This is a genomic window from Poseidonocella sedimentorum (assembly GCF_900116005.1).
GTDB lineage: Bacteria > Pseudomonadota > Alphaproteobacteria > Rhodobacterales > Rhodobacteraceae > Poseidonocella > Poseidonocella sedimentorum.
The window spans coordinates 27,811-42,593 of record NZ_FOYI01000015.1; the positions used below are offsets into that span (position 1 = coordinate 27,811).

The 14,783-nt window shown below is 66.1% G+C and carries 9 protein-coding genes and 2 tRNA genes; 8 read left to right on the plus strand and 3 right to left on the minus strand.

Features of this window, described 5'->3' with window-relative positions:
* Window positions 1-73: 73 nt before the first annotated feature.
* Together BM353_RS15225 and ubiG are read right to left on the minus strand one after the other, a co-directional pair.
* Window positions 74-150, minus strand: a tRNA-Asp gene (locus BM353_RS15225).
* 135 nt (window positions 151-285) lie between these two features.
* On the minus strand, window positions 286-1,047 hold the full coding sequence (gene ubiG / locus BM353_RS15230; protein WP_092082391.1) for a bifunctional 2-polyprenyl-6-hydroxyphenol methylase/3-demethylubiquinol 3-O-methyltransferase UbiG: 762 nt from the start codon (window positions 1,045-1,047) through the stop codon (window positions 286-288).
* Window positions 1,048-1,096: 49 nt separating this feature from the next.
* Between ubiG and pip the strand changes: the two genes are divergently transcribed.
* From pip to BM353_RS15270, 8 genes are all read left to right on the plus strand, one after another.
* Complete coding sequence (gene pip / locus BM353_RS15235; protein ID WP_092082393.1) at window positions 1,097-2,089, plus strand: prolyl aminopeptidase; 993 nt, start codon at window positions 1,097-1,099, stop codon at window positions 2,087-2,089.
* A gap of 267 nt (window positions 2,090-2,356) precedes the next feature.
* Entirely contained in the window at window positions 2,357-3,355 is a 999-nt protein-coding gene (locus BM353_RS15240) for an ABC transporter permease (RefSeq protein WP_092082395.1), read from the plus strand.
* Entirely contained in the window at window positions 3,352-4,548 is a 1,197-nt protein-coding gene (locus BM353_RS15245) for an ABC transporter permease (protein WP_425439426.1), read from the plus strand. The genes BM353_RS15240 and BM353_RS15245 overlap by 4 nt, the downstream gene beginning before the upstream one ends.
* On the plus strand, window positions 4,545-6,197 hold the full coding sequence (locus BM353_RS15250) for an ABC transporter ATP-binding protein (protein WP_092082397.1): 1,653 nt from the start codon (window positions 4,545-4,547) through the stop codon (window positions 6,195-6,197). The genes BM353_RS15245 and BM353_RS15250 overlap by 4 nt, the downstream gene beginning before the upstream one ends.
* Window positions 6,198-6,309: 112 nt before the next feature.
* Window positions 6,310-7,860 (plus strand): ABC transporter substrate-binding protein, encoded by a 1,551-nt coding sequence (locus BM353_RS15255; RefSeq protein WP_092082399.1) that lies wholly within the window; start codon window positions 6,310-6,312, stop codon window positions 7,858-7,860.
* 150 nt (window positions 7,861-8,010) lie between these two features.
* Window positions 8,011-8,085, plus strand: a tRNA-Val gene (locus BM353_RS15260).
* Between the two features lie 142 nt (window positions 8,086-8,227).
* Window positions 8,228-10,258: an NADPH-dependent 2,4-dienoyl-CoA reductase gene (locus BM353_RS15265; protein ID WP_092082401.1), complete on the plus strand. Its 2,031-nt coding sequence runs from the start codon at window positions 8,228-8,230 to the stop codon at window positions 10,256-10,258.
* A 124-nt stretch (window positions 10,259-10,382) separates the two neighbouring features.
* The gene (locus BM353_RS15270; protein WP_092082403.1) at window positions 10,383-11,321 is read left to right on the plus strand and encodes a LysR family transcriptional regulator; all 939 of its coding nucleotides are present in this window, start codon (window positions 10,383-10,385) and stop codon (window positions 11,319-11,321) included.
* Between the two features lie 443 nt (window positions 11,322-11,764).
* Here BM353_RS15270 and ileS read toward each other — a convergent pair whose 3' ends face one another.
* On the minus strand, window positions 11,765-14,755 hold the full coding sequence (gene ileS, locus BM353_RS15275) for an isoleucine--tRNA ligase (protein WP_092082405.1): 2,991 nt from the start codon (window positions 14,753-14,755) through the stop codon (window positions 11,765-11,767).
* Between the last annotated feature and the right edge of the window lie 28 nt (window positions 14,756-14,783).

Sequence of the window (14,783 nt, forward strand, 5' to 3'; positions counted from 1 at the left end):
GGCCGCGCGCGAACGCCACAGCCCCCCGGCCCGATGGGCCGAAACAGCTTGAAAACAACTGAAAGGGGGAAAGTGGCGCGGTTGACGGGGCTCGAACCCGCGACCCCCGGCGTGACAGGCCGGTACTCTAACCATCTGAGCTACAACCGCGTGAGGGGTGCTATAGGCCCCCCGGCTTACCCCGTCAATCGGAAAAACCCGATTTTTTTCGCTTTCCTCAGCCTGACGTTTCGGCAGGCGTTTGACGCACGGGCGGGGGCGAAAAAGCGCCCGCCCGGTGCCCCGTCATCCCTCCGGTTCCGCCGCCGGTTTGCGCGATGCGGTTACGTAGTTGACCGACAGATCGCGCGCCGAAAGACGCCAGGACCAAGTAACGGGGTTGAAGACGAAACCCTTGCGGTCCACCGGATCGAGCCCGGCGCCGCGCAACAGCTCATAAAGCTCGTCGGGGGTGATGAACTTGGCCCAGTCATGGGTGCCCTTGGGCAGCCAGCGCATGACGTATTCGGCCCCCACGATCGCCATGGCGAAGCTCTTGGGATTGCGGTTGAGCGTCGAGCAGATCATCAGGCCGCCGGGTTTTAGCAGCGTCTGGCAGGCGGCGAGGAAGGCGGGCGGCGCGGCCACGTGTTCGACCACCTCCATATTGAGCACCACGTCGAAGCGCTCGCCCGCGGCGGCGAGGTCTTCGGCGGTTGAATGGCGATAGTCGATCGTGAGCCCCGATTGCGCGGCGTGGATCTCGGCCACGGGGATGTTGCCCGCGGCGGCATCGACGCCCACCACCTCGGCCCCGAGCCGGGCCATGGGTTCGGACAAAAGCCCCCCGCCACAGCCGATGTCCATCAGCCGCAAGCCTTCGAAGGGCCGGGGCGCGGTGAGGTCGCGCCCGAACTCGGCGACGATCTGTTGGGTTATATAGTCGAGCCGGCAGGGATTGAGCATATGCAGCGGGCGGAACTTGCCGCTCGGGTCCCACCACTCCGCCGCCATGGCTTCGAATTTTGCGACCTCAGCCGGGTCCACCGTCGATTGGACTGCTTGCATTCCGCGCTCCTCATGCTCAAGCTCCGCACCTAAGGCATATAGGGCGGACATGAACAAGATCGCAGGACAAAATCGCGCAGCGGCCCAACTCCATCCCCCGATCGAGCCATTCGATCAGCGGATCCTCGACGTGGGCGACGGGCACAGTCTTTATGTGGAGCAATGTGGCAATCCCGAGGGGATTGCGGTGGTGGTGCTGCATGGCGGCCCGGGCGGCGGGTGCAGCCCGACGATGCGGCGGTATTTCGATCCGTCGATCTACCGGGTGGTGCTGTTCGACCAGCGCGGCTGCGGCCGCTCGCGCCCTCATGCGGAGGTGGAGGCCAACACGACCTGGCATCTGGTGGCCGATATCGAGCGCATCCGCGAGGCCCTCGGGATCGAGGCCTGGGTGGTGTTCGGCGGCAGTTGGGGCGCGACGCTCTCGCTCGTCTATGCCCAGACCCACCCCGAGCGCGCGCTGCACCTTGTCCTGCGGGGCGTCTTCCTGATGACACAGCCCGAGCTCGACTGGTTCTACGGCGGCGGCGCGGGGCATTTCTGGCCAGAGAACTGGGCGCGCTTCACCGACCTGATCCCGCCCTCCGAGCGCGGCGATCTGATCGCGGCCTATGGCCGGCGGTTGTTCTCACCAGACCTCAGCATCCAGACCCGCTATGCCCGGAGTTGGGCCGCCTGGGAAAACGCGCTCGCCTCGATGGGCAACAACGGGACGATGGGCGGCGAGGCCCCGGCCGACTACGCCCGCGCCTTTGCCCGGCTCGAAAACCACTACTTCCGCCATGGCGGGTTCCTCGCCGAGGATCAGCAGATCCTGTCCCGCGTGGGTCGGTTGCGCGGGATCGGCGGGAGCATCGTGCAGGGGCGCTATGACATGATCTGCCCGCCAACCTCGGCCTACATGCTCTCGCAGGCCTGGCCCGAGGCGGAGCTGCGGATGATCGCCGACGCGGGCCACGCGCTCTCCGAGCCGGGCATCACCGCCGAGCTGGTGCGCATCATGGACCATCTGCACAAGCGTCTGCCGCCGTCTGCCCCCTGACGCGGGCCCTGCCAACCGCGCGGGTGCAGTGCGGCGCGTGCCCGCAAACCCTGACTGAGTCACCAGGCGCAGGTTTGGCAGCCCCCTTGGTCCGAACCGGATCTCGGGTCCGCCAAAGCCCCACTTCCCTGAGCCGCCGTTCGCCGGTTGCACGCGCCGCGACCCACCACAGTTTCAGTATTTTGAAATGTGCCTTTACAGTCGGCGGTCAGCCGCTACCCTAAGACGCTCAAGACACGGGCACGGGGCCCAGCGGGGGGTAATCGGTTGAATTCTGTTGTGACGATCATCGCGCAACGGCTCGCGCTCGGATTGCTCACGCTGCTCATTGTGTCGATCGTGATCTTTGCCGCGGTCAACATGCTGCCCGGAGATTTCGCCGAACTTATTCTGGGCCAGGGCGCAACGCCCGAAGCCGTAACCGCGATCCGCAGTGATCTTGGCCTCGATCAGCCGCCCGTCGCGCGCTATTTCACATGGCTCGGCGGGGTGATGCAGGGCGATCTCGGCAATTCCTTCGCCCAGGCGAATTTCGCCAATTTCGCCGGCGCCGACGTGAATTCGGGGCTGACCTCGGTCGCCGACCAGATCCGCCCGCGTTTCGCCAACACCATGTTCCTCGCGCTGGTGACGGCCGCCATCGCGGTGCCGCTCTCGCTCACGCTCGGGGTTCTGGCGGCGCTGTTTCGCAATTCGCTCTTCGACCGGATCGCAAATGTCGGCACGCTGACCTCGATCTCCAGCCCGGAATTTTTCCTCGCCTACGTGCTCATCCTCTTCCTCGCGGTGCTCAACCCGTGGCTGCCGAGCCTGTCGAACATCTATGACGGGATGGGCTTCGGCGAGCGGCTCCAGCGCACACTCCTGCCCGCGCTGACCCTGACGCTCGTGGTGACCGCCCACATGATGCGCATGACCCGCGCCGCGATCATCAACCTGCTGGCCTCGCCCTATATCGAGATGGCGCGGCTCAAGGGGCTCTCGCCGATGCGCGTCATCCTGCGCCATGCGCTGCCCAACGCGCTTGCGCCGATCATCAACGTGGTCGCGCTCAACCTTGCCTATCTCATCACCGGGGTCGTCGTGGTCGAGGTGGTCTTCGTCTACCCCGGCATCGGCCAGCTCTTCGTCGACAGCGTCAAAATCCGCGATATCCCGGTGGTGCAGGCCTGCTGCCTGATCTTCGCCGCGGCCTATATATTGCTGAACCTGACGGCCGATATCCTGTCGATCCTGTCCAACCCGCGGCTGAGGCACCCCAAATGATGCTCGCCTATATCTTTGCCGCGCTTCTGGCGCTCCTCGCGCTTGGCTGGGCCTTCCGCGCCGCGGGCCGCGCGGTCACCGGGGGCGCCCCCTATTTCCGCGACATGCCGCTCTCGATCGGCTTTGGCTACGCGCTCGGCGCGGCGCTCCTGCTCTGGGTGGGCTACGCCTATGTGCTGGCCCGCACCGCCCCGCCCGAGGTCGCCAACAAGCTCTTCTTCCTGCGCGTCGCGGTCGAGGGGCTGGTGCTCTTTTCGGTCGCCGGCTGGCTCTTCCGCCTTGCGGGCCGCCACATCGGCACGGCCGCGAGCCGCAAGCTCTTTCGCGCCATGCCCGTGACCGCCGCCTTCGGGATCCTGACGATCCTCGTCTATGCCTTCGTGGCGATCTTCGCCGGCTGGCTCGCGCCCTTCGGCCAGGCCGAGATTCTGCCGCAGGCCAACGTCATCCCCGGCGGCAACCCTGCGCTCGGCGGCGATCCGGCCTTTCCGCTCGGCACCGACCAGATCGGCCGCGACATCCTCTCGCGCCTCATCTACGGCGCCCAGAATACCGTCGGCATCGCCTTCATCACCACCTGCATCGCCTTCCTTCTGGGCGGTAGCCTCGGCTTTCTCGCCGCGGTGCTCGGCGGCTGGCTCGACCAGCTCCTGTCGCGGATGGTCGATGTGCTGATGGCGATCCCATCGCTCATCTTCGCGCTGCTGCTGATGACCATCGCCAGCGCCTGGGCCGGCTCCGAGCGCTGGCTGCTGACCGTCTACATGATCCTGATCATCGCCGTGATCGACAGCACGCGGGTCTACCGACTGGCGCGCGCCGTGGGCCAGAACATCGTCGTGATGGACTATATCGAAGCGGCGAAACTGCGCGGCGAGCGCCTGCCCTATCTCATCTTCCGCGAGATCCTGCCCAATGCCACGGCGCCGCTGCTGGCCGAGTTCGGCCTGCGCTTCTGCTTTGTCTTCCTGACCATCGCGGCGCTGTCCTTCCTCGGGGTCGGCATCCAGCCCCCCCTCGCCGACTGGGGCACCATGGTCCGCGACCTCGCCGCCTTCATCAACTACGCCGCCTTCGCCCCGCTCGCCGCCTCCACGCCGCTTCTGGCCGCGGGGGCGATCGCGCTGCTGACCGTGGCGGTCAATTTCGTGGTGGACTGGATGCTCTACGCCTCATCGGGGTTGAAGGAATGAGCGACGATCTTCTCCTGAAAATCCGCGATCTGCACATCGAGGGGCGCTCGGACGAAACCTGGACGCCGATCATCAACGGTGTGGATCTCAGCCTCAAGCGCGGCGAAGTGCTCGGGCTCATCGGTGAAAGCGGCGCGGGAAAATCCACCCTGGGGCTCGCCGCCATGGGCTACACCCGCGACGGGGTGCGCATTTCGGGCGGGACAGTGGAGTTCGACGGGATCGATCTGGTCCATGCCAGCGCGGGCGAGAAGCGCGAGCTTCTGGGCAAGCGCATCGCCTATGTGGCGCAATCGGCGGCGGCGAGTTTCAACCCCGCCCACCGGCTCATCGACCAGCACGCCGAGGGCCCCGTCACCCACGGCGTCCAGAACCGGTCGGACAGCGCCGAGGACGGGGTCGAGCTTTACCGCCGCCTCCGCTTGCCCAACCCCGAGGAGATCGGCTTCCGCTATCCGCATCAGGTCTCCGGCGGCCAGCTTCAGCGGGCGATGACGGCCATGGCGATGTCCTGCCGCCCCGACCTGATCATTTTCGACGAGCCGACCACCGCGCTTGACGTGACCACCCAGATCGAGGTTCTGGCGGCGATCCGCGACATCGTCGAGCAATTCGACACCGCCGCGATCTACATCACCCACGATCTCGCCGTGGTGGCCCAGATGGCCGACCGCATCAAGGTCCTGCTGCGCGGCGACGAGGTGGAGACGGCCGACACCCGCGTGATGCTCGACACGCCCCAGGAAGACTACACCAAGAGCCTCTGGGCCGTGCGTGCCTTCCAGCGCCCCACCAAGCCCGCGGTCCTCACCGGCGCGGTGCCGCTTGTCTCGGTGCGCGACGTGACGGCGGGCTATGGCAAGACGACCGTGCTGCGCGATGTGAGCTTCGATATGCACGACGGCCGGACCGTGGCCGTGGTCGGCGAGAGCGGATCGGGCAAATCCACCGCCGCGCGCTGCATCACCGGGCTGCTGCCGCCGCGCTCGGGCGAAGTGCTCTTCCGCGGCGAGCCCCTGCCCGCCGATTACCGCAAGCGCAGCCGCGACCAGCTTCGCCAGATTCAGATGATCTACCAGATGGCCGACACCGCGCTCAATCCGCGCAAGAAGATCGGCGAGATCATCGGTCGGCCGGTGCAGTTCTACACCGGGCTTACGGGCCGCGCGCGGCGCAAGCGGGTGGAGGAGCTGATGGAGCAGATCGAACTGCCCGCCGCGACCTTCCACGACCGCCTACCCTCCGAGCTCTCGGGCGGCCAGAAACAGCGCATCGGCATCGCCCGCGCGCTCGCCGCCGAGCCCAGCTTCATCATCTGCGACGAGGTCACATCGGCGCTCGACCAACTCGTGGCCGAGGGGATCCTGAAGCTTCTTGCCGAGCTGCAGGACCGGCTGGGCCTTGGCTACATGTTCATCACCCATGATCTCGCCACGGTGCGCGCGATTGCCGACGAGGTGGTCGTGATGAAGGAGGGCCGCGTGGTCGAACAGGGTCCCAAGGCCGAGATGTTCCGCCCCCCGCACCACCCCTACACCGACCTGCTTCTGAGCTCGGTGCCGGAGATGGATCCGGACTGGCTCGACGATCTGCTCGAAGAGCGCGGCCGGGCCAACATCGGCGACGCCGCCATCGAGAACATGGACTGACATCGGAGCCGGCTCTATGCTGGCGCCTGTCTGGCGGAGCGCCGCCAAAACCTCGAAATGCCGGCGGGCCTCCGCCGCAACGACCAAAGATTGAGACACAGGGAGACACTCAATGACACGTATCAGCAGACGCGGACTTCTGCGCACCGGTGCCGCTGCCGGCGTCCTGGCCGCGAGCGGCTTGCCGCTGCGGGCCCAGGCCAAGCGCGGCGGACGGCTGCGCGTCGGGCTCAACGGCGCCAACACCTCCGACAGCTGGGACGGGCGGTCCATCGCCGACATGTTCATGATCGCCGCGGCGCACGGGACTGTCTTCGACTGCCTCACCGAAGTGGCCGCCGACGGCTCGCTCGTGGGCGAGCTCGCGACCGACTGGGAAGCCTCGCCCGACGCCAAGACCTGGACCTTCAACCTCCGCTCCGGCGTCACCTTCCACAACGGCAAGGCCTTCGGCGCCGATGACGTGCTCGAATCGCTGCAACTGCATATGGCCGAGGGCTCCAAGTCCGGTGCGCGGCCGATCGTCGAGCCGATCACCGAGATGAAGAAGACCGGCCCGCTGCAGGTCCAGTTCACGCTGGCCAACGGCAACGCCGACTTCCCTTATCTGATGTCCGATTACCACCTGCTGATCTACCCCGCGGGCCAGATCGAAGAGGCCATCTCGCAGGGCATCGGCACCGGGCTCTACGCGGTCGAGAGCTTCGAGCCGGGTGTGCGCTTCGTCGGCAAACGAGTCGACGGCCACTACAAGGACGGCCAGGCGGGCTGGTTCGACGAGGTCGAATTCATCGCCATCAACGACCAGACGGCGCGGATGAACGCGGTGCTCACCGGCCAGGTGGACGCGATCAACCGGATCGACGTCAAGACCGAGGCGTTGCTGAAGGCCAACCCGATGATCCGGGTCGTCGACTCGCCCAACAACCAGCATTTCACCTTCCCGATGCTGACCGACATCGCCCCCTTTGGCGACGTCAACGTGCGCCGCGCGCTCAAGCACGGGATCAACCGGCAAGAGATGGTCGACAAGATCCTCCTCGGCCATGGCTCGGTCGGGGCAGACACGCCCATCGGCCCGGCGAACCAGTATTTCGCCGATCTGGAGCCGCCGGCCTATGATCCGGACAAGTCGAAATTCTACCTCAAGGAAGCCGGGCTCGACAGCATCGACATCGACCTCTCGGCCTCCAGCGCAGCTTTCGACGGCGCGGTCGACGCCGCCCAGCTCTACCAGGCCTCCGCAGCGCCGGGCGGGATCAACATCAACGTGGTTCAGGAACCGGCGGATGGCTACTGGTCCAACGTCTGGATCAAGAAACCCTTCTGCGCCTGCTACTGGGGCGGACGGGCGACCGAGGACTGGATGTTCTCCTCGGCCTATGCCGAGGGCGTGCCGTGGAACGACAGCCAGTGGGACAGCAAGGACAACGCCCGCTTCCAGGAGTTGCTCATCGCCGGCCGTGCCGAACTCGACAGCGCGAAACGCCGTGAGATCTACACCGAAATGCAGGTCATCCTGCGCGACGAGGGCGGCGTGATCATCCCGATGTTCGCCAACTTCGTCGAAGCGGTCAGCACCAAGATCGGCACACCCGATAAAATCGGCAACCTCTGGCAACTCGACAACACGCGATTCGCCGAACGCTGGTGGATGGCGTAAACCGCGCCGCCCCGCCGTTTTCCGATCAATCGGAAAACGGGTCGGAAAATGATCGATCATTTTCCGCGCCCCTGACGGACCCCGGTGCACCTGCATCGGGGTCTTTTCGTCTTGAACACAGGGCCGAGATTGTCTAAACGCCCCGCTACCGGGTGATTAGCTCAGTGGTAGAGCGCTTCGTTCACATCGAAGATGTCAGGAGTTCGAATCTCTTATCACCCACCATGAATTTCCAAACGCGCCCTCCGCCGGGGCGCGTTTTTTCTTGTCCCCATGGCCCCGGCGATTTTCGCCGATGCGACGCCGCGTCCGGGGGTGACAATCCCCGCGTCCTGCGCTCCTCTACGCGCTCAGGAGGAGCCCGCACATGTCCGCACGCTACCCGCATCTCTTCGCCCCGCTCGACCTCGGCGCCGTGAGCTTGCCCAACCGAGTGCTGATGGGCTCGATGCACACCAATCTCGAAGAGACCGGCGATTGGGACCGGATCGCCGAATTCTATGCCGCCCGAGCGCGCGGCGGCGTGGGGCTCATCGTGACCGGCGGGATCGCGCCGAATCCCGAGGGCGCGGTCTTTGCCGGCGCCTCGGGGCTCTTCACCGATGAGGACGTCGCTCATCACCGCAGCGTCACCGAGGCCGTCCACGCCGAGGGCGGGCGCATCGCGATGCAGATCCTCCACGCCGGGCGCTATGGCTACAATCCCGACTGCGTCGCCCCCTCCCCGATCAAATCCCCGATCTCGCCCTTCCCGCCAAAGGCGCTCGACGAGGAGGGGATCGAAAAGCAGATCGCCGATTTCGTCGCCACCGCGCTCCGCGCCCGCGAGGCGGGATATGACGGGGTCGAGATCATGGGGTCCGAGGGCTATTTCATCAATCAGTTCCTCGTCACCCATACCAACAAGCGGACAGACCGCTGGGGCGGCGCCTATGAGAACCGGATGCGCCTGCCGGTCGAGATCGTCTCCCGGATCCGCGACGCGGTGGGCCCCGAGTTCATCATCATCTATCGCCTGTCGATGATCGATCTGATCCCCAACGGCTCGACGCAGAGCGAGGTCGAACAGCTCGCCCACGCCATCGAGGCCGCCGGCGCGAACATGATCAACACCGGCATCGGCTGGCACGAGGCGCGCATCCCCACCATCGCCACGTCGGTGCCGCGCGCGGGCTTTGCCTGGGTCACCAAACGGCTCATGGGCAAGCTCGGCATCCCGCTGATCACATCGAACCGGATCAACACGCCCGACGTGGCGGAGGACGTGCTCGCCGGCGGCTGTGCCGATATGGTCTCCATGGCGCGCCCCTTCCTCGCCGATCCCGACTTCGTCGCCAAGGCCCGCGCGGGCCGGCCCGAGACCATCGCCCCCTGCATCGCCTGCAACCAGGCCTGTCTCGACCACACGTTCCAGGGCAAGATCAGCACCTGCCTCGTCAATCCGCGCGCCTGTTTCGAAACCGAGATCTGCCTCGACCCCACCCCCGCGCCGAAGCGCATCGCTGTCGTCGGGGCGGGCCCCGCTGGCCTCTCGACCGCCATCGCCGCCGCCCGGCGCGGCCATGCGGTTGAGCTGTTCGAGCGCGGGCCCGAGATCGGCGGCCAGCTCAACATGGCCAAGCAGATCCCCGGCAAGGAGGAGTTCCACGGGCTCGTGGAGTGGTTCGCGACGATGCTCGCCGACACCGGCGTGACCTGCCATCTGGACACCGACGCCACGCCCGAGCGGCTCACCGGGTTTGACGAGATCGTCATCGCCACCGGCGTGCTCCCGCGCGATCCGGGCATTCCGGGGCAGGACGGGCCGAACGTGCTGTCCTATATCGATGTCTTGCGCCACAAGGCGCCGGTCGGGCCGCGCGTGGCAATCATCGGCGCGGGCGGCATCGGCTTTGACGTCGCCGAATTCCTCGCTCAGGAGGGGACGAGCCCGACGCTCGTTCCCGCGGCCTGGCGCGCGGAATGGGGGGTGGGCGATCCGGCCAACACACCCGGCGGGCTGGCCGAGACCGGCCCCCAGCCAGAGCCCTCCCCGCGCGAAATCACCCTGCTCCAACGCAAGGCCGAAAAGCCCGGCCGGCGGCTCGGCAAGACCACCGGCTGGATCCACCGCGCCGCGCTGCAGATGAAAAAGGTGAAGATGATCGGCGGCGTGAGCTATGACGCGATCGACGCCGAGGGGCTGCACATCAGCCATGCGCCCGGCCGCGAGGGCCCGGCGCTCATCCCCTGCGATACGATCGTCCTCTGCGCGGGCCAACTGAGCGAGCGAAGCCTGGCCGATGCGCTGATCGCCGGCGGGCAGTCCGTGCATGTCATCGGCGGCGCGGATGTGGCCTCTGAGCTCGATGCCAAACGCGCCATCGATCAGGGAACCCGGCTCGCCGATCGCCTCTGACTTGCGTTTCCGGGCGGCGCACAACCGCGCCAAATACCTCGATATTGTCTTTCGTCCGCCATCTTCTTGCCCGATTTGCCCCGCAAAACCGACGCAAGGACGACGGACAGAAAGGCGAAGAGGCATGGATCGGCTCACGGAAATGGAAGCGTTTGCCACGGTGGTGGATCAAGGCGGGTTCACAGACGCCGCGCGCAAGCTCGGGCTCTCCAAGTCCGCCGTGTCGAAACATGTCTCTTCGCTCGAAACCCGACTGGGCGCGCGGCTGCTGAACCGCACCACGCGCCGCGTCAGTCCAACGGAAATAGGCCTCGCCTATTACGACCGGGCCCGTCGCGTCCTCACAGATGCCAGCGAGGCGGATTCGCTGGTGACCGCAATGCAGGCCGAGCCCTCCGGCACGCTGCGGGTGAGTGTCGCGACGGACTTCGGCGTCAATCATCTCTCGCCTGTTCTGGGAAAATTCCTCGCGCGCTATCCCGAAATTTCCGTCAACCTCGACCTCAGCAACCGGTTCGTGGAACTGATCTCCGAGGGGTTCGACGTGACGGTGCGGATCGGCGATCTCGAAGACAGCTCGCTGCGCGCCCGCAAGATTACCGAGACCACGCGCCGCATGATCGCGAGCCCCGAGTACCTCGCTCGCCACGGCTGGCCCGACCGGATCGACGATCTCAACGCGCACAAGCTCCTGCACTACGCCAACAACGCCAGCAGCGGCGTCTGGCGGCTGATCGCGCCTTCGGGCGAGCGGCGGCTGGTGCGCACCGCCGGCTCGCTCAGCGTCAATGACGGCCAGTCCCTGCTGAATGCTGCCATCGCCGGGCTCGGCATCGCCTACCTGCCGTCCTTCCTCTTTGCAGAGGCGATGACCGAGGGGCTGGTGGAGGACGTGATGCCGGATCTGCCGGAAGATCGCGTGGGCATCTACGCGGTCTATCCCGAAGGCAAGTTCATCCAGCCCAAGGTCCGCGCTTTCATCGATTTTCTGTGCCACGAGTTTGGCGAAGGGGGCACGCCGCGCGCGCCGCAGCTTACGCTCGTGGCTTCGTCGGGCCACTGATCCCTACAACCCCTGATGTCACGGATAAAAGGGCGCGTTCTGGCGCTCTTTTTTTGTTCATCTTGGGCGTCGATGTACTGCGCGCAGTGCGCCATCTCGCAAACTGGCTCTGTTGAATTTCGGGAACCGGCTGTCCCAGATGTCGACTGCGGTCGTTTGCGCGAAGCCGGGCAAGCGTCTGACCGTGGGATAGCGCCGCTTACGATGGAGCGGTGTGCTTGATGTTGCCAAGCACATCGAACTCATGCGGTCGCCCCAAGCCCAACCAGAGCGCCAGCCCGCCGGGACGGGCAGGCGCTTGCCAGGCGGCCCTGCGGGCCTTGTTCCGGGCTAGGGGAAAGCCCCACCGGTGGCAGGTAAAACTAAATGCGGAGTCACCAACTCCACGAAAATGGGCGCCGTAGGGCGCCCTTCTCATTGTCGTTTCAGAGACTTGACCCCGCTCAGTCCAGCGCGGCGTCGCAGCGTGCGCAGGTGGCCGGGTGGGCGTGCTGGCCCACGTCGGGCAGGATCTTCCAGCAGCGCAGGCATTTCTCGCCCTCAGCGCTCTCAAACACCACGCCAACGCCGGGCACTTCGGGCAGGCGGAAGGCTTCCTGCGGGCTCGGATCAGCGGTCACGGCGATGCCCGAGGTGATGCAGATGTCGTCGAAATCGACCGACGTGAGGGCGGCGCACATCGCGTCATCCTCCACATGCACCACCGGCGCGGCCTCCAGCGACGCGCCGATCACCTTCCCGACCCGCTGCACCTCCAGCGCCGCCGTCACCGCGCGGCGCGCTGCGCGCACCTTGGCCCATTTCTCCGCCAGCGCCTCATCGCGCCAGTCGGCGGGCGTGTCCGGGAAATCGGCCAGATGGACCGAGCTGTCCGCCCCGGGGAACCGCTCCAGCCAGACCTCTTCCATGGTGAAGACCAACACCGGCGCGAGCCATGTGGTCAGCCGCTCGAAAAGCAGCTCCATCACCGTGCGCGCGGCCCGGCGGCGGGGCGTATCGCCGTCGCAGTAGAGCGCATCCTTGCGGATGTCGAAGTAAAAGGCCGAAAGCTCCACGGTGCAGAAGTTGAAGAGCGCCTGAAACACCCCCTGGAAATCGTAGGCCGCGTAGCCCTCGCGCACGCGGCTGTCGAGTTCGGCCAACCGGTGCAGCACCCAGCGTTCGAGCTCGGGCATCTCCGCGGGCTTCACCCGGTCGTCCTCACTCACATGCGACAGCGCGCCGAGAAGGAAGCGCATAGTGTTGCGCAGGCGGCGGTAGCTGTCGGCGACGCCCTTGAGGATTTCCGGCCCGATGCGCTGATCGGCGGTGTAATCCGTCTGGGCCACCCAGAGCCGCAGGATATCGGCGCCGTATTGTTTGACCACCTCCTCCGGCAGGATGGTGTTGCCCAGCGATTTGGACATCTTGTTGCCCTTCTCGTCGAGTGTGAACCCGTGGGTCAGCACCCCGCGATAGGGCGCGCGGCCCTTGGTGCCGCAGGCCTGCAGCATCGAGGAATGGAACCAGCCGCGGTGCTGGTCTGTGCCTTCGAGGTAGAGATCGGCGATGCCGTCGGCCACCCCGTCCTCGCGGTCGCGCAGGACAAACGCATGGGTCGAGCCGCTGTCGAACCAGACGTCGAGAATGTCGAAGATCTGGGTGTAGGCGTCATGGTCGTGATCGTCGCCGAGGAACCGCGCCTTGGCGCCCTCCTTGTACCACGCATCCGCCCCCTCGGCCTCGAAGGCTTCGAGGATACGCGCGTTTACCGCCGGATCGCGCAGCAGGAAATCGGGATCGGTCGGCAGCGCGCCGGTCTTGACGAAACAGGTGAGCGGCACGCCCCAGGCCCGCTGGCGCGAGAGCACCCAGTCGGGCCGCGCCTCGATCATCGAATGCAGCCGGTTGCGCCCGGTGCGCGGCGTCCATGTCACCAGCTCGTCGATCGAGCGCAGCGCGCGCTCGCGGATCGTGCTGCCCATCTCGTCCTGCCCGTCGCCCACGGGGCGGTCGATGGCGGCGAACCATTGCGGCGTGTTGCGGTAGATGACCGGCGCCTTGGAGCGCCAGCTATGCGGGTAGGAGTGCTTGATCTTGCCGCGCGCGAGCAGCCCGCCGACCTCCACCAGCTTGTCGATCACCGCCTTGTTGGCATCGCCCTCCCCGCCCTTGCGGTTGAGGATATACTTGCCGCCAAAGAACGGCAGATCCGCGCGGAAGCCGCCGTCATCCATGACGTTGTAGGTGATGACCTGATCGAGCATCCCGAGCCCGCGGTACATCTCGTATTCCTCCATCCCGTGGGACGGGGCGCAGTGGACAAAGCCGGTGCCTTCGGTGTCGGTGACGAATTCGGCGGCGCGGAAATCGCGCGGCGCATCCCATTCGCCCTCGCCCCCTTCGGCACCCGCGAGCGGGTGGGTCAAGGTCATGCCGTCGAGCTGGGCGGGGGTCACATCGCGGACGCGGCGGTACATGCCCTCATCCAGCCGGGCGCGGGTCATGACGTCGGCGGCGAGCTTGTCGGCAAGGATGAACCGGTCGCCCACCTTGGCCCAGCTTTCCTCTGGCGTTCCGGTGACCTCATAGAGCCCGTAGTTGATCCCGGCGCCATAGACGACGCCGCGGTTGGACGGGATCGTCCAGGGCGTGGTGGTCCAGATCACCACGTATGCGCCCTCGAAATCCTGCGCGGCCTCGGCCACCAGCGCGGCCACCGCCTCGCGGTCCTCGTCCGTGGCTTCCTCGTCCGACAGCTCCACCTCGGGCAGGTCGAAATCCGCCACGCGGAATTTCACCCAGATGGTGAAACTTTCCTTGTCGTGATACTCCACCTCCGCCTCGGCCAGCGCGGTCTTCTCGACCGGCGACCACATGACCGGCTTGGAGCCCTGATAGAGCGTGCCGTTCATGAGGAACTTCTGGAATTCCTCGGCGATCACCCGCTCGGCATGGAAATCCATGGTGAGATAGGGCCGCTCCCACTTGCCGGTAACGCCGAGCCGCTTGAACTCCTCGCGCTGGATGTCGATCCAGCTTTCGGCGAACTTGCGGCATTCCTGGCGGAAATCGATCACGTCGATCTCGTCCTTGTTGCGGCCTTTCTTGCGGTACTGCTCCTCGATCTTCCACTCGATGGGCAGCCCGTGGCAGTCCCAGCCGGGGACGTAGCGCGCATCGCGCCCCATCATCTGCTGGGAGCGGACGACCATGTCCTTGAGGATCTTGTTGAGAGCGTGGCCGATGTGCAGGTGGCCGTTGGCATAGGGAGGGCCGTCATGAAGGATGAAGGGCGTGCGGTCCCCGGACGTCTCGCGCAGGCGGTCATAGATGCCGATATCGGCCCAGCGGTCGAGCCAGCCGGGCTCGCGCTTGGGCAGTCCCGCGCGCATCGGGAAATCGGTTTTGGGCAGGTTCAGAGTATCTTTGTACTCGGGCGTGTCAGCGCACATGGCGTGGCGTCCTCAGTCGTCTGGAATG

What these genes read in the sequence shown, in the direction of transcription:
- ubiG (WP_092082391.1), bottom strand. Translation starts at nt 1,047, where the DNA reads ATGCAAGCAGTCCAATCGACGGTGGACCCGGCTGAGGTCGCAAAATTC.
- pip (WP_092082393.1), top strand. Translation starts at nt 1,097, where the DNA reads ATGAACAAGATCGCAGGACAAAATCGCGCAGCGGCCCAACTCCATCCC.
- BM353_RS15245 (WP_425439426.1), top strand. Translation starts at nt 3,352, where the DNA reads ATGATGCTCGCCTATATCTTTGCCGCGCTTCTGGCGCTCCTCGCGCTT.
- BM353_RS15250 (WP_092082397.1), top strand. Translation starts at nt 4,545, where the DNA reads ATGAGCGACGATCTTCTCCTGAAAATCCGCGATCTGCACATCGAGGGG.
- BM353_RS15255 (WP_092082399.1), top strand. Translation starts at nt 6,310, where the DNA reads ATGACACGTATCAGCAGACGCGGACTTCTGCGCACCGGTGCCGCTGCC.
- BM353_RS15265 (WP_092082401.1), top strand. Translation starts at nt 8,228, where the DNA reads ATGTCCGCACGCTACCCGCATCTCTTCGCCCCGCTCGACCTCGGCGCC.
- BM353_RS15270 (WP_092082403.1), top strand. Translation starts at nt 10,383, where the DNA reads ATGGATCGGCTCACGGAAATGGAAGCGTTTGCCACGGTGGTGGATCAA.
- ileS (WP_092082405.1), bottom strand. Translation starts at nt 14,755, where the DNA reads ATGTGCGCTGACACGCCCGAGTACAAAGATACTCTGAACCTGCCCAAA.